The sequence below is a fragment of the Aeromonas sp. 30P genome (genome assembly GCF_051919805.1).
In the GTDB taxonomy this organism is placed as follows: Bacteria; Pseudomonadota; Gammaproteobacteria; order Enterobacterales; family Aeromonadaceae; genus Aeromonas; species Aeromonas veronii.
In genome coordinates, this window is the sequence record NZ_JBQBEA010000001.1 from 2491955 (window position 1) to 2511578 (window position 19624).

26 protein-coding genes and 1 pseudogene are annotated in these 19624 nt (G+C 50.1%); 18 read left to right on the plus strand and 9 right to left on the minus strand.

Annotated features, from left to right (window positions below; all coding sequences use genetic code 11):
- The first annotated feature begins 57 nt into the window (after nt 1-57).
- From ACTG2B_RS11425 to ACTG2B_RS11440, 4 genes are all read left to right on the plus strand, one after another.
- A complete protein-coding gene (locus tag ACTG2B_RS11425) occupies nt 58-423 on the plus strand; it encodes an alpha/beta hydrolase (protein ID WP_439996930.1) in 366 nt (121 codons plus the stop codon).
- A complete protein-coding gene (locus ACTG2B_RS11430; protein ID WP_439995828.1) occupies nt 362-958 on the plus strand; it encodes a hypothetical protein in 597 nt (198 codons plus the stop codon). Before ACTG2B_RS11425 ends, ACTG2B_RS11430 begins: the two co-directional genes overlap by 62 nt.
- A gap of 170 nt (nt 959-1128) precedes the next feature.
- Complete coding sequence (locus tag ACTG2B_RS11435; protein ID WP_439995830.1) at nt 1129-1962, plus strand: LysR family transcriptional regulator; 834 nt, start codon at nt 1129-1131, stop codon at nt 1960-1962.
- Nucleotides 1963-1998: 36 nt separating this feature from the next.
- Nucleotides 1999-2898: an alpha/beta hydrolase gene (locus ACTG2B_RS11440; protein ID WP_069527295.1), complete on the plus strand. Its 900-nt coding sequence runs from the start codon at nt 1999-2001 to the stop codon at nt 2896-2898.
- A gap of 199 nt (nt 2899-3097) precedes the next feature.
- On the opposite strand, the gene ACTG2B_RS11445 is transcribed toward ACTG2B_RS11440, so the two are convergent.
- Nucleotides 3098-3859, minus strand: coding sequence for a zinc-dependent peptidase (locus tag ACTG2B_RS11445; protein ID WP_439996931.1), 762 nt, complete (start codon nt 3857-3859; stop codon nt 3098-3100).
- Between the two features lie 76 nt (nt 3860-3935).
- On the minus strand, nt 3936-4373 hold the full coding sequence (locus ACTG2B_RS11450; RefSeq protein WP_323892468.1) for a GNAT family N-acetyltransferase: 438 nt from the start codon (nt 4371-4373) through the stop codon (nt 3936-3938).
- A 348-nt stretch (nt 4374-4721) separates the two neighbouring features.
- Here ACTG2B_RS11450 and ACTG2B_RS11455 point away from each other — a divergent pair, with 348 nt between their 5' ends.
- Entirely contained in the window at nt 4722-6221 is a 1500-nt protein-coding gene (locus tag ACTG2B_RS11455) for an alanine/glycine:cation symporter family protein (RefSeq protein ID WP_159143856.1), read from the plus strand.
- Between the two features lie 183 nt (nt 6222-6404).
- Here the strand turns inward: ACTG2B_RS11455 and ACTG2B_RS11460 are convergent, their stop codons facing one another.
- The 5 genes from ACTG2B_RS11460 to ACTG2B_RS11480 form a co-directional block, all read right to left on the minus strand.
- Nucleotides 6405-7391, minus strand: a complete 987-nt coding sequence (locus tag ACTG2B_RS11460) for a phage integrase (protein ID WP_439995832.1) — start codon at nt 7389-7391, stop codon at nt 6405-6407.
- Between the two features lie 262 nt (nt 7392-7653).
- Entirely contained in the window at nt 7654-7914 is a 261-nt protein-coding gene (locus ACTG2B_RS11465; protein WP_439995834.1) for a putative phage abortive infection protein, read from the minus strand.
- Complete coding sequence (locus tag ACTG2B_RS11470) at nt 7827-8525, minus strand: hypothetical protein (RefSeq protein WP_439996978.1); 699 nt, start codon at nt 8523-8525, stop codon at nt 7827-7829. Before ACTG2B_RS11470 ends, ACTG2B_RS11465 begins: the two co-directional genes overlap by 88 nt.
- A gap of 101 nt (nt 8526-8626) precedes the next feature.
- Complete coding sequence (locus ACTG2B_RS11475) at nt 8627-9937, minus strand: hypothetical protein (RefSeq protein ID WP_439995836.1); 1311 nt, start codon at nt 9935-9937, stop codon at nt 8627-8629.
- 23 nt (nt 9938-9960) lie between these two features.
- Nucleotides 9961-10659: a LexA family protein gene (locus ACTG2B_RS11480; RefSeq protein ID WP_439995837.1), complete on the minus strand. Its 699-nt coding sequence runs from the start codon at nt 10657-10659 to the stop codon at nt 9961-9963.
- 121 nt (nt 10660-10780) lie between these two features.
- Between ACTG2B_RS11480 and ACTG2B_RS11485 the strand changes: the two genes are divergently transcribed.
- The 12 genes and pseudogenes from ACTG2B_RS11485 to ACTG2B_RS11540 all read left to right on the plus strand — a co-directional run bounded on the left by ACTG2B_RS11485 (nt 10781) and on the right by ACTG2B_RS11540 (nt 17068).
- A complete protein-coding gene (locus ACTG2B_RS11485; protein WP_158109942.1) occupies nt 10781-10978 on the plus strand; it encodes a Cro/CI family transcriptional regulator in 198 nt (65 codons plus the stop codon).
- A gap of 21 nt (nt 10979-10999) precedes the next feature.
- On the plus strand, nt 11000-11269 hold the full coding sequence (locus ACTG2B_RS11490) for a DNA-binding protein (protein ID WP_215782944.1): 270 nt from the start codon (nt 11000-11002) through the stop codon (nt 11267-11269).
- Between the two features lie 37 nt (nt 11270-11306).
- Nucleotides 11307-11816 carry a phage regulatory CII family protein gene (locus ACTG2B_RS11495; RefSeq protein ID WP_439995840.1) on the plus strand — a complete coding sequence of 170 codons (510 nt, stop codon included), beginning with the start codon at nt 11307-11309 and terminating at the stop codon, nt 11814-11816.
- 14 nt (nt 11817-11830) lie between these two features.
- Complete coding sequence (locus tag ACTG2B_RS11500; protein WP_439995842.1) at nt 11831-12289, plus strand: hypothetical protein; 459 nt, start codon at nt 11831-11833, stop codon at nt 12287-12289.
- 66 nt (nt 12290-12355) lie between these two features.
- Nucleotides 12356-12544 (plus strand): hypothetical protein, encoded by a 189-nt coding sequence (locus tag ACTG2B_RS11505; RefSeq protein ID WP_041213699.1) that lies wholly within the window; start codon nt 12356-12358, stop codon nt 12542-12544.
- Between the two features lie 2 nt (nt 12545-12546).
- The gene (locus ACTG2B_RS11510) at nt 12547-12807 is read left to right on the plus strand and encodes a helix-turn-helix domain-containing protein (RefSeq protein ID WP_024943315.1); all 261 of its coding nucleotides are present in this window, start codon (nt 12547-12549) and stop codon (nt 12805-12807) included.
- Complete coding sequence (locus ACTG2B_RS11515; protein WP_439995844.1) at nt 12804-13001, plus strand: hypothetical protein; 198 nt, start codon at nt 12804-12806, stop codon at nt 12999-13001. Before ACTG2B_RS11510 ends, ACTG2B_RS11515 begins: the two co-directional genes overlap by 4 nt.
- The gene (locus tag ACTG2B_RS11520) at nt 12998-13447 is read left to right on the plus strand and encodes a hypothetical protein (protein ID WP_371139367.1); all 450 of its coding nucleotides are present in this window, start codon (nt 12998-13000) and stop codon (nt 13445-13447) included. The genes ACTG2B_RS11515 and ACTG2B_RS11520 overlap by 4 nt, the downstream gene beginning before the upstream one ends.
- On the plus strand, nt 13444-13689 hold the full coding sequence (locus ACTG2B_RS11525) for a hypothetical protein (protein ID WP_439995845.1): 246 nt from the start codon (nt 13444-13446) through the stop codon (nt 13687-13689). Before ACTG2B_RS11520 ends, ACTG2B_RS11525 begins: the two co-directional genes overlap by 4 nt.
- Before the next feature lie 3 nt (nt 13690-13692).
- Nucleotides 13693-15960, plus strand: a complete 2268-nt coding sequence (locus ACTG2B_RS11530) for a replication endonuclease (RefSeq protein ID WP_439995846.1) — start codon at nt 13693-13695, stop codon at nt 15958-15960.
- Nucleotides 15961-15962: 2 nt separating this feature from the next.
- Nucleotides 15963-16363 (plus strand): annotated as a pseudogene (locus tag ACTG2B_RS11535) (hypothetical protein).
- A 372-nt stretch (nt 16364-16735) separates the two neighbouring features.
- On the plus strand, nt 16736-17068 hold the full coding sequence (locus tag ACTG2B_RS11540; protein ID WP_439995848.1) for a hypothetical protein: 333 nt from the start codon (nt 16736-16738) through the stop codon (nt 17066-17068).
- A 310-nt stretch (nt 17069-17378) separates the two neighbouring features.
- On the opposite strand, the gene ACTG2B_RS11545 is transcribed toward ACTG2B_RS11540, so the two are convergent.
- A protein-coding gene (locus ACTG2B_RS11545; protein WP_439995850.1) for an IS3 family transposase occupies nt 17379-18541 on the minus strand; the annotation gives its coding sequence in 2 pieces (ribosomal slippage) (nt 17379-18286 and nt 18286-18541; 1164 coding nt in all).
- Between the two features lie 154 nt (nt 18542-18695).
- On the opposite strand from ACTG2B_RS11545, the gene ACTG2B_RS11550 reads away from it, so the two are divergent.
- Entirely contained in the window at nt 18696-19220 is a 525-nt protein-coding gene (locus ACTG2B_RS11550; protein ID WP_439995851.1) for a hypothetical protein, read from the plus strand.
- Nucleotides 19221-19352: 132 nt separating this feature from the next.
- Here ACTG2B_RS11550 and ACTG2B_RS11555 read toward each other — a convergent pair whose 3' ends face one another.
- Nucleotides 19353-19604 (minus strand): ogr/Delta-like zinc finger family protein, encoded by a 252-nt coding sequence (locus ACTG2B_RS11555; RefSeq protein ID WP_017786922.1) that lies wholly within the window; start codon nt 19602-19604, stop codon nt 19353-19355.
- Between the last annotated feature and the right edge of the window lie 20 nt (nt 19605-19624).

The window sequence follows — 19624 nt, forward strand, 5'->3', positions numbered from 1 at the left end:
AACCATGAACTCCAACCCGGTATTAATAAAGTAAATTTCCTAAGTGAAAACACAAGAATTTCAGGAAATTTATTCTTGCCTAAGGATTTTAATCCGGCTAAAAAGTACCCTGCTATCGTGGTGATAACTCCAGCCAGTGGCGTAAAAGAGCAAACCGCCGGAATTTACGCAAAAAAAATGGCTGAGAAGGGTTATGTCACTTTAGCATTTGACCACAGAACATATGGTGAAAGTGGTGGTATGCCTCGAGGCATGGAAAATGCTCCGATGAAAGTGGAAGATATTAAAAATGCAATTAGCTTCATCCGTTCTATTCCAGGTGTTGATGATGAGCGAGTTGCTGAACTAGGATTATGTTCTGGTGCTGGTTACGGTCTTCAAACTGCCTATCAAGATTCACGTAAAATCGCTAGCTGTTGTTAGCGCTTTTATTGACTTCACTGATTATGGCATGGGTGGTGCAACTCAATATGCAAACATGCTCAACGGCTCCCCTGTTAAGCAATATCAACAGCAAATTAAATGGGCTAGTGATGCTCGTCAAAAATACTTTGAAACCGGTGAGGTACTCTATGTAGATGGGATCCCTGCTGCAGGTTCTGGTCTTGGTGAATTCTGGGATCAAGCTGCAGATTACTACCGAAATAGCAAGCGCGGTGGTGCCGTAGCAACATACACCCCCAAGAGAGCAGCTATCTCATTAGATTCAAGATATGCATTTAACCCAACTGAACACATTGAATTACTTGAAGGAAAGCCATTTATGGCGATCATTGGGTCAGAGGCATTGTCTGCTCCATTTAGTAAAATTGCTGTGGAACGTGCAAAACAGAAAAAAATTGATGCCACACTTTTTACCATCAAAGGTGCTGGTCACTTTGACCTGTATGACCAAGATAAGTATGTTAATCAGGCTGTTATAAAACTGGATGAATTTTATAAAAAGACCATTTTTTAACTACATATAGTACCATTGCCCTAACTAAGTCGTTGTTTTTAGAACCTCTCAGATGAATTGTTTGGGAGGTTCTTTTTTCTATAGCCTAAGGCTATGGGTATCATTGGCAAACGGTATTTTATTAATGACACCATGCTATGTACTCTATCGTTAATAAAGTGGAGGGAAATATGGTTGATATTAGACTGTTACGTTTGTTTATAGCTATCTATGAAGAAAAAAACTTAACTCTTGCTGCGGAAAAATGTCACATTACGCAGCCATCCATATCTGCCGCATTGAAACAACTTGAGGAACTACTTGGCAACGATCTTTTTTTACGAGATAAAAAGGGAGTTCAACCACTTAACAGTGCCCACGAGTTATATCCTCACGCAAAGCGTCTTGTGAATGACAGCGCTACAATCTCAACTTTATTCATGTCAAAGGCAACAACACCTAAAATAAGTGTTGGGGTCTGCAACTCCATCAGTAAATATAAAACTGCGACAACACTTTCTCATTTAGAACGTTTGGCACCTAATTGCCATTTTATTTTGACCTCATCAGATAAATCTGATTGCAGAATTGGATTCGAAAAAGACAAAAATGATACTGATCTATTTATCCCGTTATGGGAAGAGAAGTTTGTTTTTGTTACAAAAGAGAACATTTCAGCACCAAGTAAAATCGAAGATTTTTATCACTTAGATTTTATAGAGTGCCCCAGTTGTGAAGTTCACCAAGAAGTGCTCGGATTAATATCATCAAAGAAGATTGCATTGAACATTGTGTCTACAGCAGAAACAAAGGAACAGGCTTTTTTGTTAGCTCTTGCGGGTTTAGGTAGTTGCTTCCTTCCTATGGGACTAGTTGAAAAAGTATCAGACATAAACGTTTTTGATATTAATCTCCCCATTAGAGGTCGAAGCGTAGGGCTATGTATGCCATCCCATCAAGCGATAAACCCAGTACTAAAAAAAATACGAAGCGATGCAAAATTAATTTCTATAGAAAACTTTTAATAATTCACATAAATTCAATATAAAATAGGGAAAGCTATGATAACAATCAAATCAAAAATCAGTTTTTATAGCCAAGAAAACAAACTAATTGGATATCTATATCAACCTGACAACATTGTGGATAATGAAGTACGATCTACGATTCTTCTTGTCCCACCTCAAGCCGGTGTTAAAGAGCAAACTGTTGATGAGTATGCTCAGCGATTATCTGCACATGGTTTTATTTGCCTGACATTTGATCATGCAACTTTTGGTGACAGTGAAGGTGAACCCAGATTCTATGAAAATCCATATAATAAGTCAGAAGATATTTCTGCAGCAGTTACCTACTTATCAACATTAGATATAGTTGATAAAAAATCAATTTTTGGTTTAGGAATCTGCTCCGGCGGAGGATACTTATCACATACAGCTGTTACCGATAGAAGAATATCAAAAGTTGCAACCGTAAATGCGTACTTCGATCATCGAGGTTTTTATCGCAGCTTATTCTCTCAAAAGAATTTAGATGAATTACTCTCATCAGTAAATAATGCTAGATTACAATTTGTAAATGGTGAGGCGATTTCATATTTACCGCATGCGCCAGAAAACTGCACGCCTGACATGCCGAAACTATTTCAAGAGTTTTATGAATATTATATGACAGACCGGGGAATAAAAGGAAAGTATGAGAGTAAATTTTTACCATGGAGCTATGAGAAGCTATTGACATTTTCAGCGCTAGATAACGCGAAATTTTTAGCGCCAACGCCACTACTCATGATAATTGGTGAGTTAGCAGGCTCTAAAAATGAGAGTGAACAAATGTATAAAGAAGCAAGTGAGCCTAAAGAACTATTCGAAATAGGTGGCGCCAACCACATTGATCTCTATGACAAAAGCATATTTGTTGAAAGAGCAATCGATAAACTGATAGCATTTTATCGTTCATAGCATATCGAACATGAAATAACCCCCCTATTTTTATTCTCTGATACTTTGCCAATACCGGACTAACACCGGTATTGGCTGTGTGTTTAAATAACATTTACGTTAAATATAAAGCTCGTCAGTTTTGGATTTTCGTATTTAATTTAACACTGACCACAATTAAGCATTTCCACTGTTTTACCATTTTTGTTGTGCATTGATGTCACAGAACTCCGTAACCTCCCTCCCCCGCCAGCAAGCGGGTCGCGGGAAAACGCTGCGCGGGATCCTGGCTAAAGAACTGGCTCAGTTGCCGGTATACCGCGGGATAGACCTGCTGCAGCCGCAGCGGATCGGTAAAGAAGATCTCGCAGCTGACGGCAAAAAATTCGGCAGGATGTTCGGCCGCATAGGGATCGATGGCGGTTACCTCATCCCGATCAAGCTGCTGGCAGAGCGCATCGAAGGCGGTTTGAAAGACCTGTTGCCACAGCTGGCTGCTCATCTGCCCCGGCAACGGCGGCGCACCGTCCGCCTCACCGCCCAGCATATCGAGCTTGTGGGCCAGCTCGTGGATCACCAGATTAAAGCCGTCCCAGTCGCCATCTTGCTGCAGCTCGCTCCAGGCCAGCACCAGCGGCCCTTGCGGCCAGGATTCGCCGGCGTTCTCCTCTTCAAACTCGCTCACCAGCCCGAACTCATCCTGCACCTCCTGGCGCCGGGTCACTGGTTCGGGAATGATGATGATTTCGTGAAAGCCGCGATACCAGTCAAGGCCAAGGTGCAAGATGGGCAACGCCGCCTGCAGCGCCAGCACCTCCTGTTGACGGGGGCGGAGATCTACCCCGATCAGGGTCAGGGTCTTGCGCTTGAGCAGCTGTTGCCCCAAGCCAATGAGCGTCGTCTGCTCGGTGTCGCTGAGCCCTTGCAAGATGGGCACAGCCGCCAGCGCCTGACGCCACAGTGCCAACTCATCTTCACTCATGGACGTTTGCGGGCGACCACCCAGCCATTTGAACCATCCCAGCACGCCTACTCCTTCTTTTGATGCAAACAACAGGTCACAACAGTTTGACGAACCGTTTCGGCCGCTCATGATAATCCTGCGCCAGATAGAAACGGTGGGCAGCCTCGCGCTTGAGGCTGCTGGATAGCTCCAGCTGGGCGCAACCTGCGGCCCGCGCCATCGCTTCTGCTTCCTTGAGCAAGGCTGCGCCCACTCCCGCCCCTCTTGCCCCTTCATCGACAACCAGCGCCGAGATCAGGCCCCAAGCTGGTGCAACATGCAGCGGTGCCAGCTTGTGCCACACCAGCACGCCGACTACCTTGTCGGCCAGGGATGCGAGCAGCACAACGCTCGCGGGATCCGGCGCCAACAGGCGCGCCGTGACGTCAGCGCCTTCGGCAGGATACCCCAATTGGCTGAACAGGTGGGCGATGGCGCTCCCGTCGTCGGCCTCAGGGGGACGGATCGTCAACGTCTCAGGGTCATTTTTCATTGTTGGCCTCATGTTTGCTTTCCATTGTGTTACGCCCGTCACATTGTCCGGCGCAGATCAACAAGGAGGATCTCATCTTTACTCATAGAAAACGCTGCCTGCCATTATCCCCCCACCCTTGTCAATTCACAAATTTGCAACAAGGCAACATTTTTCGCTGGGAAGCACCGATACAACTCGATATGTTACAAGCCATGCATGGCGCGTGTTTGCGCTCTGCTTAACCCCTCAACCCCGCGCTCATTTGTTAACTGGATTGTTAACAAACAGGGCCAAAAACAGTGACAGAGAGCGAGGCCAAGATCTCGCCAAGACAGCGCCACAAACACAACAAAGGAGTTGTTGTACATGAATGAAATCGTCAATGCCATCAATGGTGTAATCTGGAGCCCTGCGCTCATCTACCTGTGTCTGGGGGTCGGTCTTTACTTCTCCCTGCGTACCCGTTTTTTGCAACTGCGTCATATCAAAGAGATGGTGCGCCTGATGTTTGATGGCAAGAGCACCGATGCCGGTGTCTCCTCCTTCCAGGCGCTGGCCATGACCCTGGCCGGTCGCGTGGGTACCGGTAACATCGCAGGTGTGGCCACCGCCATCACCTTCGGTGGCCCGGGCGCCCTGTTCTGGATGTGGATGGTCGCCTTCCTCGGAGCCAGCTCCGCCTTCGTGGAGTCCACCCTGGGTCAGGTTTACAAAGAGAAGATCAACGGTGAATACCGCGGCGGCCCGGCCTTCTACATCGAGAAAGGGCTTGGCATGAAGTGGTACGCCTGGACCTTCGCCATCGCTACCGTCTTCGCCTGCGGCGTGCTGCTGCCTGGCGTGCAGGCCAACTCCATCGGTTCAAGCCTGCAGACCGCCTTTAATATCGATCCGAACGTCACTGCCGCCGGTCTGGCGCTGCTGCTCGGCTTTATTATCTTCGGCGGCGTCAAGCGTATCGCCAGCTTCGCCAGTACCGTAGTGCCCTTTATGGCGCTGGGCTACATCATCGTGGCTTGCGTCATCATCGCCCTCAATATCGGCCAGCTGCCGGGCGTGATCCTGCTGATCTGGAAAAGCGCCTTCGGTCTGGATGCCGGTTTCGGTGCCATTCTGGGTCTGGCCATCATGTGGGGGGTAAAACGCGGGGTCTACTCCAACGAAGCGGGTCAGGGTACCGGGCCGCACGCCTCCTCTGCTGCGGCAGTGAGTCACCCGGCCAAACAGGGTCTGGTGCAGGCGTTCTCCGTCTATATCGACACCCTGTTCGTCTGCTCCGCCACCGGCTTTATGCTGCTGATCACCGGTCTCTATAACGTACAAGGGCCGGACGGCGCCGCCATCTACACGGGTATTGCCGGTATTGCAGCAGGCCCGGGCTATGTGCAGACCGCCATGGAGAGCATGATGCCGGGCTTTGGCAGCATTTTCGTGGCCATCGCGCTGTTCTTCTTCGCGTTCACCACTATCGTTGCCTACTACTACATCGCCGAAACCAACATCGCCTACATCAACCGCAAGATTAATCGCCCCTGGCTCACCTTCTTGCTGAAGATTGCGCTGATGGCTGCCACCGTCTACGGCACCGTCAAGACTGCAGATCTGGCGTGGGGCATGGGTGATATCGGAGTCGGCCTGATGGCATGGCTCAACATCATCGCCATTCTGCTGCTGCAAAAGACCGCCTTCACCTGTCTGAAGGATTATGAAGCGCAGCAGGCACAAGGTATTGACCCCGTATTCCACCCTGAGAAGCTCGGCATCAAGAACGCCGATTACTGGGTGGGCAAACGCTCCGAAGAGAACCTGGAACTGGAGAAATCAGGCCATCAGTTCGAGCCGGATCAGGATCGCAAGCTCTCCTGAACCAGAACGACATAAGACATCAATAGAAATGGCAGCCTCGGCTGCCATTTTTATTTCTTTAATTTCAATGAGTTAGATTTAAATCAAGGAGTTAAGTGCCACACAAGGGGACACTTTGGGACGTGAAAAGACACCAAAATTGGCAAAATGTGGACACTTTTTTCTGCCGATTCTCGGGGAAGATCAAGCTGGTTGAAGATGGTTTTCCAACGGGTTGAAGCGGACCGCATCATTCAGATAATCCGGTGCAAAGTGGGCATAAGTCATCGTCTGATGAATGTTCTGATGCCCCAGAATTTTTTGCAGTGCCAGGATATTTCCACCCGCCATCATGAAGTGAGAAGCGAACGTATGGCGCAGCACATGAACCGCCTGCCCTGCTGGCAAATCAGGGGCCACTTGCTTGATCACGTCACGCACCAGCAGATAGTCAACATCTTTGAATAACAGGCCACGATGAATACCCTGTGTAATCTCCTTCGCCAGTGCGGCTGAGATGGGTACGGTCCTGTTCTTGCCGTTCTTGGTGTTGATGTAGGTCACCCGGCTAGCAATTACATCATCCCGTCGCAGCCCTGTCGCCTCGCTCCAGCGGGCACCGGTGGCCAAACACAACTTGACCACTTTCAGGTTGTCACCAGTCAGCGCGGCCAGCAGGCGACCAATTTCCTCATGGGTGAGATACCCCATAGCGCGGTCTACCTGTTTGACCTTTTTCAGGCCCTTGAGTGGATGTTCATTGTGATAGTGCCCCAATGCAATCAGCACGGAAAAGACACCGCTAAGCCTATCCTGCTCCCAGTTGAGCGTACTGGGCTGGCAACCGGCTTGCAGACGTTGAGCCCGATACTCAGCAAACAACAGACGGTTTATTTGCCGGGCCTGAGGATAGCCCAATGCAGCATCCAATTTGCGCAGTCGGGTAATGGCATTTACCCCCGACTTCAGCGTCTGGCCATGGTAACGCCACCAAAGCTCGATAAGCTCGGAGAGCGTCCGGTTATCTGCTGGCCGCTCCACCCACTCTTTGTTGTGTTCGGTGGCGATCACCCAGCGCTCGAACTGCAGGGCCTCGGACTTGGTTTTGAAGCGCTTGCGGATCCGCTTGCCTTCCCTCCCCTGCGGCCGGATATCGACCAGGTAACCATCAGGCGTGGACTTGATGCTCATACCACGCCTCCTTATTCAGGGGAGATGTCAACATTTTTTGAGCAAAGAACCATACCCAGGTTAACAAATTTTGTACTCTCATTGTCATCTCCCTTCAACCAACAGACTGTGATTATATACAGCAGTTTATGTTAGTTAGCGCTGTTCAAATGGGGCGACAGAATATAATGCTAAAATAGATTGTGATGAGAATAGAGTGATGATTGATAGGCATTCAGAATAACTAAGCATCTATCAGTAGATACGGTAAAATAATACCAAATTAAGCATCATTTAAAACATCAAATGCAGATGGAAGATATAATGATTGCACATCTTCTAATGAATACACCGTACTTCCATCGCCATAATGAAAACCTAAATTTTCATTGAGAGCATCGACGAAAATAGCGATCTCATTATAATAGACATGCTCAAAAAAAGAGTATTTCTCCACTAGCTTTTTAAACTTATCACTGCGTCCATAACACAAACAATTAATAAACAAAAGATTGAATTCTTGGTTTGAAATTTGAGCGCGCAATATATTTGCGTATGTTTTTTTTCATCAAATGCAAGGTCAATTAATTCAATAAAATTAAAGACTTGATATAGATACCTAAAGTAGTGCCCTATCTTATCGTAATTATTACTCATAAAATGGCCATAGATAACTTTCAAGTATGATAATAGATCACTACCATCAGCTCGTGTTATATTTATATGCTGCGCATTATCATTTAGTTCATTACACATATTTGAAAAAACATCCCCATCTCTCATTCTAGAAGACATGGAATTATGTAATGAAATCATATTAAAAAAAGTACTTTCAAAAACTTGCTTTTGCATTGCTTTTGTTTGTAGTTCAAATTGTGATACTTGTGCCTCCATCTCCTTCCTAGTTGCCCTTAGTTCTGCTGATTGTAAAATAATAGATATAATAACACCAGAGAATGCAAGACCAGAAAAAAGAGTATTAAGTGCTCCATATACATCACCAAACTCACCTAGGCTGGGAGCAAACACCTTTCCAGTGAGCATGTTCCCAAACATCCATTCATAAACAATCCAATTAGGATATTTCCACCAAAGCAAAGAAACTAAGATGAATGGCAACGCACATAAGACAACAAAAACAAAACGACGAATCATATTTTAAACCAAACAGTTTAATAATTAATTATTTAATGGCATGAGGTATTCAATTATGCCTACAACCTAAAAATAGGCACCCATAACATTATGGCAACTTCTCATTTGCCACCTTTTATTGCAGAAATAAGGTCTGCGAGTTTATTGTTTTTCACAACAGCCTCTAGTATGGAGGCATCATTCTCCGTCCGATAAAGACGAACAGGATTCTCAGAAAATTGCATTACGATACTATCAAGTAATTTACCACTCATATCTCCATGAACACTCTCAGCCTCATCTTTGTAACCATGGTAAGTCATAGCAATTGCCACTTTGTAAGCATAATCCTCACGTAACTGACTTATATGGTTATACTGTTTTGCGGAAAACCATGCCCCCCATATTAATGGTAACGTTACAGCTATCTTCGCTATATTCTGGGCAGTTAGTTTTTCCGCAGAAAAAACATGACTTACAAACTCCATGCCAACATATGTTAACCCCGTCAAACAAATGAAGAATACGAAAACCCAAATTAATAGGGGGAGAATAAGTGCTCTACAACGCTGTTGAAACGCTGATGCCATTCCTCTTTGACTGGTTTTCTGAAGTAATCCATCTACAACTTTAAGTTTTTCTGTAGCATATAACGCTGTATCATCTACCGCACTACATACATTTTCCACTTTTTCTCTATATTCAGAAATATCATACTTAATAGCATCAAGATATGCTGAGTATTTCCCTTCATATTGATTAAGCAGTGAATCAAGTTTGTCTATTGATTTTTTCACTTCTAGCTCTTTTTTGGCTAGGGAGTCCCTATCATCATTAGACATTTTTTTTAAATCACTTATCTCATCACTTACTCTTTTTTTAATTTTATTAAATTCAAAATCAATTTTGTTTTTGCTTTCCTCGAAATAAAAATATTTATTTGACTCTTGTTTTTCATGTTCAATCAACGAATTAATTACAATTAAATCAGCAATAAACAGCGTTGACTTTTCATTAATGACTTTTAAATGGAAGCTTTTCTCGCTTTCATTGATGTTAAGTTGTTCCTCCTTGCTCAGACTATTTATTTTTCTTGAAAAAAAACATGCCTGCTCTACTGTACCAAGTGATATCCCGCCCTCTCGATAAATAATGAATTCAAACATAGAGGACAAAGCATCAAGATATTTATTAACCAAAAGACAATATTTTTCTGATTCCATTAAAAATGGAGATGACTTTCCACGCCCCTTGCTAATAGTATATAGATTTTCATTTAACCCATTTATCTGAAATAAAATCCCATCCGCATAAGATAAATTTTTATTCTCATTGTTGTTATCATCATCTTTTTGCTTTAAAAATGAAACCATGTTTGATTTAACTATGGATAATAAGCTATCTATATATTCTATTTTTAGCTCTATTTGCATAGCTTACCCCTTAAATGACTAAGTTAGCGCCCTGTTTGTCTTTTTCTATATGATCTGTGTTCAACCATCACGCCGATGATCTGGATGTGCTGCCGGTCGGAGTGCATGGTGGGATAATCGTCATTGAGGGGGACCAGTTCAAACACCTCTTGACCGTTCTCATCAATGCCGCGGGGCCGATACTTCTTGAAAGTGGCCTCGTTGCTACCGTTCTTGGCCACGACGTAATCCCCTGGTTGGGGTGACTCATCAGGATCAACGATGATGAGATCCCCTTCCTTGAATAGCGGCACCATGGAGTCACCACGTAACCACAGGCCAAAGCCGTATGGGCCGATCTCGCCCCCTGCTGATACATATTCGACATTGCCATCGAAGGCGGTGGCTTGCTCGCACATCTCACGCCAGTTGCCCGCTTGGACATAGCTCAGAATCGGGATCCGTTTACCCTGAAAAATCACTGCTGGTTCGACGTTGTGATAACCAGGTATCCGTGGCTCCCCTGATGATTCAGGAGCACTCCCCTCCCCCGTCAATAGCCACTCAACGGTTACCCCCAGCGCTGCCGCCAAGTCATTGAGATAGCGGCCTTTCGGCTGGTTAAGTCCAGATTCCCACTTGCTAATTGAGACACGAGTAATCCCGATGCGCCTTGCAAGCTCATCTTGGCTCATTTTCTGCGCACGCCTGCGTGCTGCAATACGGTCATTGATTGTTTCCATAAACCTAAGTTACCACTCGGTGACGTAACTAAAGCAACGAAACAGCTTGATTTGAACCCGACCCATAAGTTACCTTTCAATCAATTCGACACTTAGGTAACAAAAAAGGGAGCGAGAAATAATGCAGAAAAGTACTGTCTTAGAGCACTTTGGCACCGTAACGGCAACAGCCAAGGCTCTTGGGATCTCCCATGTAGCGGTTAGCAAATGGGATAACACCATCCCCAAAGGCCGCGCCTACCAGATCGAGGTACTCACCGGCGGCAAGTTAAAAGCCGACTCGGGCAGTACCCAGCAACAACCCACTCCTTGTGTTTGAACCCCCTAAGAAGGATTCATCATGACTACTCGAATCAAACCTATCCGCATCCCCAGTGATGTGAGCCAACTACCGCTTGATTACCCCTTTGGTGATCGGGTCAGCGAAAGCCTAGAGGAGTACGCCAAGCGCCAAGGCTTGACGGTTGGGGCCGTTAAAAAGCGTGCCGACCGCGGCCAATTGCCCATTTTGCAAGACGGCCCGGGTGCACCTCGCGAGGTCAATCTTTACGCCCTGTTCCTGAAAGCCCGTTATCAGGCTGAGCGCTACGTCACCATGACGCTCGCGTGAACCTGCAAACACCATAACGGGTCAAGGAGAACCTCGCATGTTTACCGAATACGCCAGCAAACATCCGCACTGGATCAGCGCCTGCCAACGCTTTGCGGCCAGTCACAACATGGCCGAGATCGCCCAGCGAACTGGCATGAATCCGCAGATCCTGCGCAACAAGTTAAACCCAGACCAACCCCACGAGCTGACGGTGGCCGAGTTGATTGCCATCACTCAGGCAAGTGAGGGGGATGAAACCCTGTTCGATGGCGCCCTGTTTGGCTGTGGCTTGACGGCCGTAGCCATCCCACAGGCAGAACGAGCCCCTTCCCTGCCCCACCAGGCTATCGACCTGAACGCCAAGATCGCCAGCATTGGCCAACGAGCGCTGGAGCTGACAGACCGGGGCCGGATCACCCGCTCTGAGCGCAACACCCTGGTGAGCGTGGCCACTTCGGCCATGGGGTCACTCGCCATCCTGATCCACGACATTGAGGCCCGCTTTCAGGCGGTGCCAACCCTGGCCTGTGCGTCAGACATCCTGATGCAAACCATGACCATGTAAAGGGGGGGGAACACATGCAAACCCAACGCATTGACCATGAACAACGCAACCTGGCTGGCCTGACGCCAGACCAACAGGTGGCCATGAACACCGCCGGCTGCATGCTGCTTCGCGAGATTTTCGGCAAACATCGCTCCAGCCTGGACACCGACTGGCTGGCACTGAGCCTGGCCAAGAAAGCGGCCATCTGTGCAATCGCCCGCCAATCTCGAAACGAGCTGATGACAGCAACCCTGTCGACCCTGCCGCATGCACGGCGCGAAGCGATCAGGTTGGCCGTGATCGCACTGGAGTATCAGAGCGATTTTCGCGGCGGCTGTGACCGCAAGGTGTGGCACCCGGCACCAAGTGCCAGATCCATCGGGGATATAGAGAGGGAGAAGAAAGAGAGAGCGGCAAAACTTCGCATGAAGCGCGCGGTGCTGGCGGCAAGCCAGATGATTGGGCAAGGACCACGTCCTATTGGGCAATAAAAAAGCCCGCATTACGGAGCGGCAACTCCAAGCGGGCCTCTATCAACAACGTATGAGGAAGTCGACATGGCAACTTTAGCGATCCCCTGCGCCCTGCGCAACCTTCGCATCCAACAACGCAAGCTGACGGGCCGCTATGGCGCCCGTCTTAGCCAACACCCGGACGGGGTTGCGCTTATCGAGCGATCAACCGCACTGGCTTGGGCTTCTCTGTTCAGCCGCATCAACCCCTGCACCACTCAACAAGGAGCCTGACCATGAATGCACAACCGACCCAAATCAACCTGCTCAACCACCATGCCGCCAAGCGCCTGCGCCAGTTGCGGGAACAGCTGAAGCTGAGCCGCCCCAAGTTTGCCGACCAGCTCGGCATTCCACCCACCACGCTCAAGAACTATGAGCTGGGATACCGTGAGATCGGGGGCGGCCTGTTCCTGCTGATCGCCAACCACCCTGAGCTGAAACGCCATGTCGATTGGCTGCTGACCGGCATCGCCACGCCGGAGGTGCAGGCATGAGCAAGATCTTCCATCCCGTATCCGAGCAGGAGGCGCTGGCTGAGTTGCCGCGCCTGCGCCAGCGGCTCACTGCCAAAGTACGACACGCTCACCAATATCGAGGCACAGAGGGTAAATCCCTGATGGCCCAGGCAAAGCGTGCCCTGCGCTGGCACCAGCTGTTTGTCAGCATCAACCGGAGGGCCTGCCAATGAGCGACATCATCAAGATTGCCCGCCAGGCACCCAAGGTGGTCGAGGGACTGCTGGCCGATATGTTTGCCGCCAATGCCGAAGATAACCGCATCGCCTTGGGCGGGGTTTATTCCGGCCAGCAGTACATCCAGCTGCAGCTGGTTGCGACCAGCAACCCGGCTGATCTGCTCGATGATGACGGCGACGAAGACGATGAAGAGGCGGCACCACTCCCCGCACACAACCAGCTGACCACCCACTGGCTGGCAGCCCGCGCCGAGTTTATCGCCGCCGGCGGTGAGGCCAGAGGCAATCGGGATATCCCCCGGGAGCTGCTGGCGCTCGGTGCGGTGCGCTCTGTCTATTGGCTGGCGCTGGGCCAGGGGGCAACCGCGCTGGCCAAAGAGATCGGCGAGTGGTGGCAGGAGTGCGCGCCACTGCATGGACAAGGTGAGGTGATCAAGTGACTCATCACCTGCAGCAGGAACTGACCAGCCAGATGTATCGCTGGCAAGAGACCTATCGGGAAGACGCAGCTCGGCTGCGTCTTTATCAACGGGAGCTGGCCCATGCGCGCCGGCTACCTGCCCGCCCCCACGTCAGCATCAAGCTATTGCTGCGTCAGTGCGCGGCCACCCGTCGAATGAAAACCCATGCAAAGCAGCGCATCAGTGGATGCCTGTTTCGCATCAAGACGTTATCCGCTTAACGCATGACCAAGCTCACCGCCCGGCTGCCGCTGTCGAGAAAAGCACAGCTGCAGCGCGTCAATACCCTTTGCAACTCTCTGCCCGGCGTCAACTTTGACGCCGTTTTCGGCGGCCCACGCGGCCAATACGATCTGCTGTGGGCCATCCAGTTGCTCGATGGCCTCTCCCCCGAGTTAACCCGCGACCTGTTCAAGCAGTACGCACGACGCCGCAAGGATTGCAGCTTCACCCATTGCCGGGCAGCAAATATCTGGCTGCGTGAGCGAACCCGCTGGGTGCGCCAGCTGCTCCACGCCATTCCGGTCAACCCGAGGGAGATGCGCGATGAAGACGGCCGCAAGAAGGTGGCCCACCAGTTCGCCAACCAGACCGCAGCCATTTACAAGAACATCGAACAGGGCATTAAAGACGGAGCCGAGCCGGATCTGCTGCAGACCTGGGAGCTGATGCGTCAGCCTGCCGACCAGTGGGGCTTTATCGGCAAGATGCCCAAGTTCAAATCCGACGAAGTGCGGGATAACTGGATCCTGAGCGTGCTGGTGCGCCTGCTCTCTGCCAAGTGGTGGGAGAAGCGCGTCAACCGCTGCTGGGACCGCCTGCAGGAGCAGATCAACATTCTGCTCGGCAAGGTACGCAAGGGCGTGTCGGCTTATGTATCGAACGCCACCATGAAGGTGGTGCGCGAACGCAAGCGGGCCATGATGCGCTGGCTGGCCGAGTCGGAAGTGGTCAACGAGCAGTATGACCTGGTCGTGTCGATGAAGGATTGCTGGGAGGCCAGCAACGCCAACCCGGTGAACCGCCGCAACGAAATGATGGTGCGTGCGCGGGGGTTCAATGACTATGCCGAGGAGCAGGGTCATGTGGGGGTCTTCTTCACCTGGACAGCCCCGAGTCGCTTTCATGCCTGGACACAAAAGCACAACGGCAAAGCGGTAGAGAACAAACGATATCAAGGGGCCACGCCGCGGGAAACCTGTGCCTATCTGGCCAAACTCTGGAGCCGTGCCAGGGCGGCCCTCAAACGGTGGAACGCCCCCGTTTATGGATTTCGCGTGTGCGAGGCTCACCACGACGGCACCCCGCACTGGCATCTGCTGCTATTTATGCGCCCGGAAGATCGCAACCGGGTGATCGGCATTCTGCAACGCTATGCCCTGACCGATGATCACGAAGAGCTGGTGCGGGATATCAAGGGCGCCCCACCCTTTACCGACTTTACTCCCCGCTTCGACTGGAAAGAGATAGACCCGGCCAAGGGGAATGCCGCGGGCTATATCGCCAAATACATTGCCAAGAATATCGACGGCGCCTACCTGGACGATGACGAAGAGGCTGACACCGCCGCAGATGAAGGGGCCCTGCATGCCGTGGCCTGGGCCAGTTGGTGGGGCATTCGCACCTTCCAGCAGATCGGGGGCGCCCCGGTCGGGGTATGGCGCGAGCTGCGCCGCATCAGCAACGCCAAGAAAAATGCCGAACTGGTTGGCCCACCCAAGCCCGTGCTGCAAGACCCGCGCTTTGAAGCAGCCCGCTTTGCCGCGGATAACGGCATCTTTCGCTGCTATCTGCACGCCATGGGCGGTGCACTGGCGACCCGTGCCGAACACCCCATCAAGCTGGCCCACCTCATCGAGGAGCAGGCCAACAGCTATGGCGAAGACATCAAGCGCCTGATGGGCATTACCTCCGCTCGCCTTGGCATCAAGACCCGCCTGCAAGGGTGGGAAATTGTGCCTGCCGGCACCCATGAAGCCAGGAAAGCCGCCGAGGCTGCAGCGAGGGGGGTTGGGGTTAAGACGGGCGACAGCCCGGCACCTTGGAGCTCTGACAATAACTGTACGCGGCCAGATCCTGATGCCTTCACAGAGCAGATCATGAGGGAACAATGGGGGTTATCACCCTTCTCCATCGACCGATTACGGGCTGGCGCCAGTATCAGGTCAGACGGTTTCACCCTCTGGCTTGAGAACGGGCAGGTGCAGTCGAGCCGATCGCTTCCAAGCGAGCCTGATTTGCAACTGGATAGACTACAGCCAGCCGAACAGGACCTGCCGGATGAATACGTGGTTCCGGAAGACGAGCCGGACTGGCCGATGCTGGTTGAGCTGTGCGGCAAGATTTATCAGGCACAAGGCCACGCTGGGGCACACCGCTGGATCGAGATGCTGCCCGAGCCCTATCAGTCCGAGATGTGGAAGGTATTGGAGGGGCTGGATACGCCCGAGTGGTTGCAGGAACAGGACGACTACAGCGAAAAGTGGGCATGAACATGAACAGCAAGCAAACCGTCAGTCGGGAAGATTACCGCCGCCTGGATAATCGGGTGACCTGCATCCTACAGCAGCGCTGGCCCTGCCCGCCATCACCACCGAGGTGCCGAACCCGTTTCAGGCCAGAGCCAACCGCCCCATCGTGCTGGTGTACTCAAGAGATGGCCGCCCTATTGGCCGCCGCCACGTTGTCGAAGAGCTCACCCCCGTGGCCATCGACCAGAGCGGTACCATCCGCTGCGCCGTCACCGGCCGCACCCTCTTTATCGCCCCGGGCAGCATCACAGATCGCGCCAACCCAGGCGCAGCCGAACAGCTCAACCCAAGGTACAATCCAGCACTGCACCAGGTGGTGGCTGACCACCGTCAACATGTAGACGCCGTCACTCAATCACTTTAAGTAAATACCGCTCAGGGCCTGCTGCTATGAGTACCAGAAGGCCCTCTCCTTTCTTTTCTCTCATTCCGCCGCCCAACATCTCGGCCAGATACACCAGGTGATACGGGTCGCCTCGCTCACAATCCTGACTTGCTCACGAAGACGAGGCTTGGTGGAGCTTTCCATTGCAGTTCCTTGAGTGTATTGTTGCGCCGTGACAAAATAGGAGCCAAAAGAGGAGTCACTTCGAGTGCGTTCAGCACCAGTGACAGGCTGATAAGGTCGTGGTTTAAAACGAGTTTTATCGGGGTGGTTCGGAGTTATATGGAAGGCTCGATTAACAGATTAGAACCGCCTTCCATCTAATCACTGTTATACGATAGGAGAATGCAGATGACATCATCTTTAGCGATGACAGAATTTGTCGATGCACTAGAATTAGAAAAAGACTCTTTTGGAAACTGTGAATTTCAAGCTTTTATTGAATATAAAAGCCAGGTTGTAAACGCGACGGAGTTAACAACCGTTAAGTTTATTCGAAATGGATACAATGATGGTGACATAAAGCTCACTGAGTCCGGAGTTCTTACGGCAGAGCGCTTTCATCTTGACTTCTCAACTCTCTATCAAACTTATAGCTTCAATGCAGTTGAACAGTCACTAAATGTTTTTGGAAATTCACCCAAAATGGGTGGTGATTATACGATAAAAATCAAGGTGATGTAATTCGTATAACAACCTGTTTAAGAGTGATTCGCAACGCTTGGCATTTTTACTATGCGTTGCGTTTAGTGTTTAAGGTGGTATGCGGTAGCATTTGTATTGCGTTGCTCACCCCTTAACAGAGCGTTAAGCCTAAGGAGAAACCGTGCCAATAGGGCTAATCTCAGGTAGAGAATATACCAAACAAAACATCTTTGATCCTATTCTGTATCCAAGAATGAAAGAGGAACCTCTTCTTAATGATGACGACTGTATTGTTGTACCTGTTAGGAATGAAAACACTCCTCACTATAGAAGGGTGGGAATGTAGTGGTCAACTAAATCCGGACACTGGGTTAGGCCGAACCTCGGCTTTTGCTGGCGGTATCCCGTCATTGTGGTGATGTGGACGCCGCCAGTTGTAGTAATCCATCAGGTAGTAACTGATATCCCGCTTCGCCTCTCGCAAGCTCATATATCCCGTTGCCGGGAGCCACTCTGACTTCAGGCTTCTGAACAACCGTTCCATCGGGGCATTATCCCAGCAGTTGCCACGCCGACTCATACTCTGGGTCATGCGATAGCGCCACAGTCGTTGCCGAAATGCTCGGCTACCATATTGGCTGCCCTGGTCAGAGTGAAATAGCACACCGGATGGGCAACCCCGCTGCTGATAGGCCATCTCCAGTGCTTTGATTGCCAATTCTGCATCAGGTTTGTCAGACATCGCCCAGCCCACGACCCGTCGGGTGTACAGGTCAAGCACCGCTGCCAGGTAATGCCAACGACAACCTGCCCAGACGTAGGTAATATCGCCACACCACACCTGATTGGGTTGCTGGACATCAAATTCGCGGGCCAGCAGATTGGGAATGTCCGGTCGTTCAGACCGTGCCACCTTATAACGGTGTGCGCCCGGCTGTTTGGATACCAACTCGGCTTCCTTCATCAGGTTACGTACTTTGAATCGGCCAATCTGATACCCCAACTCCCGCATCATCGACATCAAGGCACGGCTGCCCGCTGAGTTCCGGCTCGCTTTGAACAAACGGCGCAGCTCACAGCGCGGTTGCATACGTTCACGGTTAATCGCCCGCCTGCGAGCCAGATAGTCGTAAAAACAGGATGTTGGAACATCGAAAGCGCAGCAGACCAGGGTGATGGGGGCTTGCTCCCTTAATCGGTCTATCAGCGCGTACGTGTGAAGTCGTCCGCCATCAAGAGAGCAGTAGCCTTTTTTAGAATGTCCTTTTCACGTTCGAGTCGATTGATACGGGCTTCCAGCTCCTGGATTTTCTGCTGCTCAGGAGTTAGCGCTTTGCTGATTGGGGTTGTGCCGCAGCGTTCGGATTGGAGCTGCTGAACCCAGCGGCGCAGTACGGTTTCACCGACATCCAGTGAACGGCTGGCTTCGGGGACTGAATATCCCTGGTCGAGCACCAGGGATGCGGCTTCGAGTTTGAATTCGGCAGTAAATGAGCGACGTAATCTTGTCATTGAACACCTCAGGTCATGGTGGCGACTGTACCACCTAAAATGATGTCCGGGATGATTAGACCACTACAGAAGTCCATCTTTTGGCAGAAGGCTCGGAAGAGAAGAAAACAATCCAACACATGATGATTGTGTTAAATACCTGCATGATGAATTGGTGAATCCAGAAATTGGAGCAGTTAAGTTTTCGACTAATGTTTTCGGGGAAGCTCGACATTATGAAGAGCAAGTGATTTTTAGTCCACTTAATGATAGTGATTATAAGTGGTTTAAGGAATCAGATGCGCGGATTGCATTTCATGAAAGCACTTACATTCAGCCTGATATTGCAGGCAGGGACACAAATAAATTCTTTCCTCGTTCAGCCTATCCCAATGTAATCATCGAGGTGGTTCGTACACACCACCCCGATTTAGATACCTTTAAAAAGCTTCTTGAGCTTTCTAATACAAACCATCACATATATTTTTATTTCATTCGCGAGGGAAGAAACTCCTCAAAATTCAACAGTCTTTCTGTCGTTGATGGTGTGCTTAAAATTCGTGTTTCTCACTATTTGATTGGTGGTACTCTTTACAAAAATGGTAATCCCTATGCCCCCAAAGGAGAAAACGAAACCTTCGAGCATTGGTATCAATATCTTGAAAATAGCTATTTCACTACTGCTAGAGAAGGGGCTTAACAACGTGCTGCTAGGGACAAAACTACGCTGCGCTCCGTTTTGCCCCAAAGCACGGCGTTAAGTCATACACGACCATACAAGCAATATATATGGCGGCCCCATCGCGCAAGAATGGGAGAATAACTAGAGGCGCTATTGCGCCCCCAGTCCTTTCAGTACCATCTGCCGCCCCTCCGGTGTGAGTGACCCCATTAAGCTCAGCACCAGCTGGTTGGTGGTCTTGGCCGAGGGGCTCAGGGTGTGGGCGAACGACAAGGTGGCCACCCAGCTGTGGCCACACTCGGCATCGGTGCACTGGCAGTAGAGATCCGAGACATCATCGCTCAGTCGGTTGGTCTTGGTAATGCGGCCCCGCTGGCCACACACCTTGCAATAAACCCGCATTACGCCCCCTTTTCTATCCA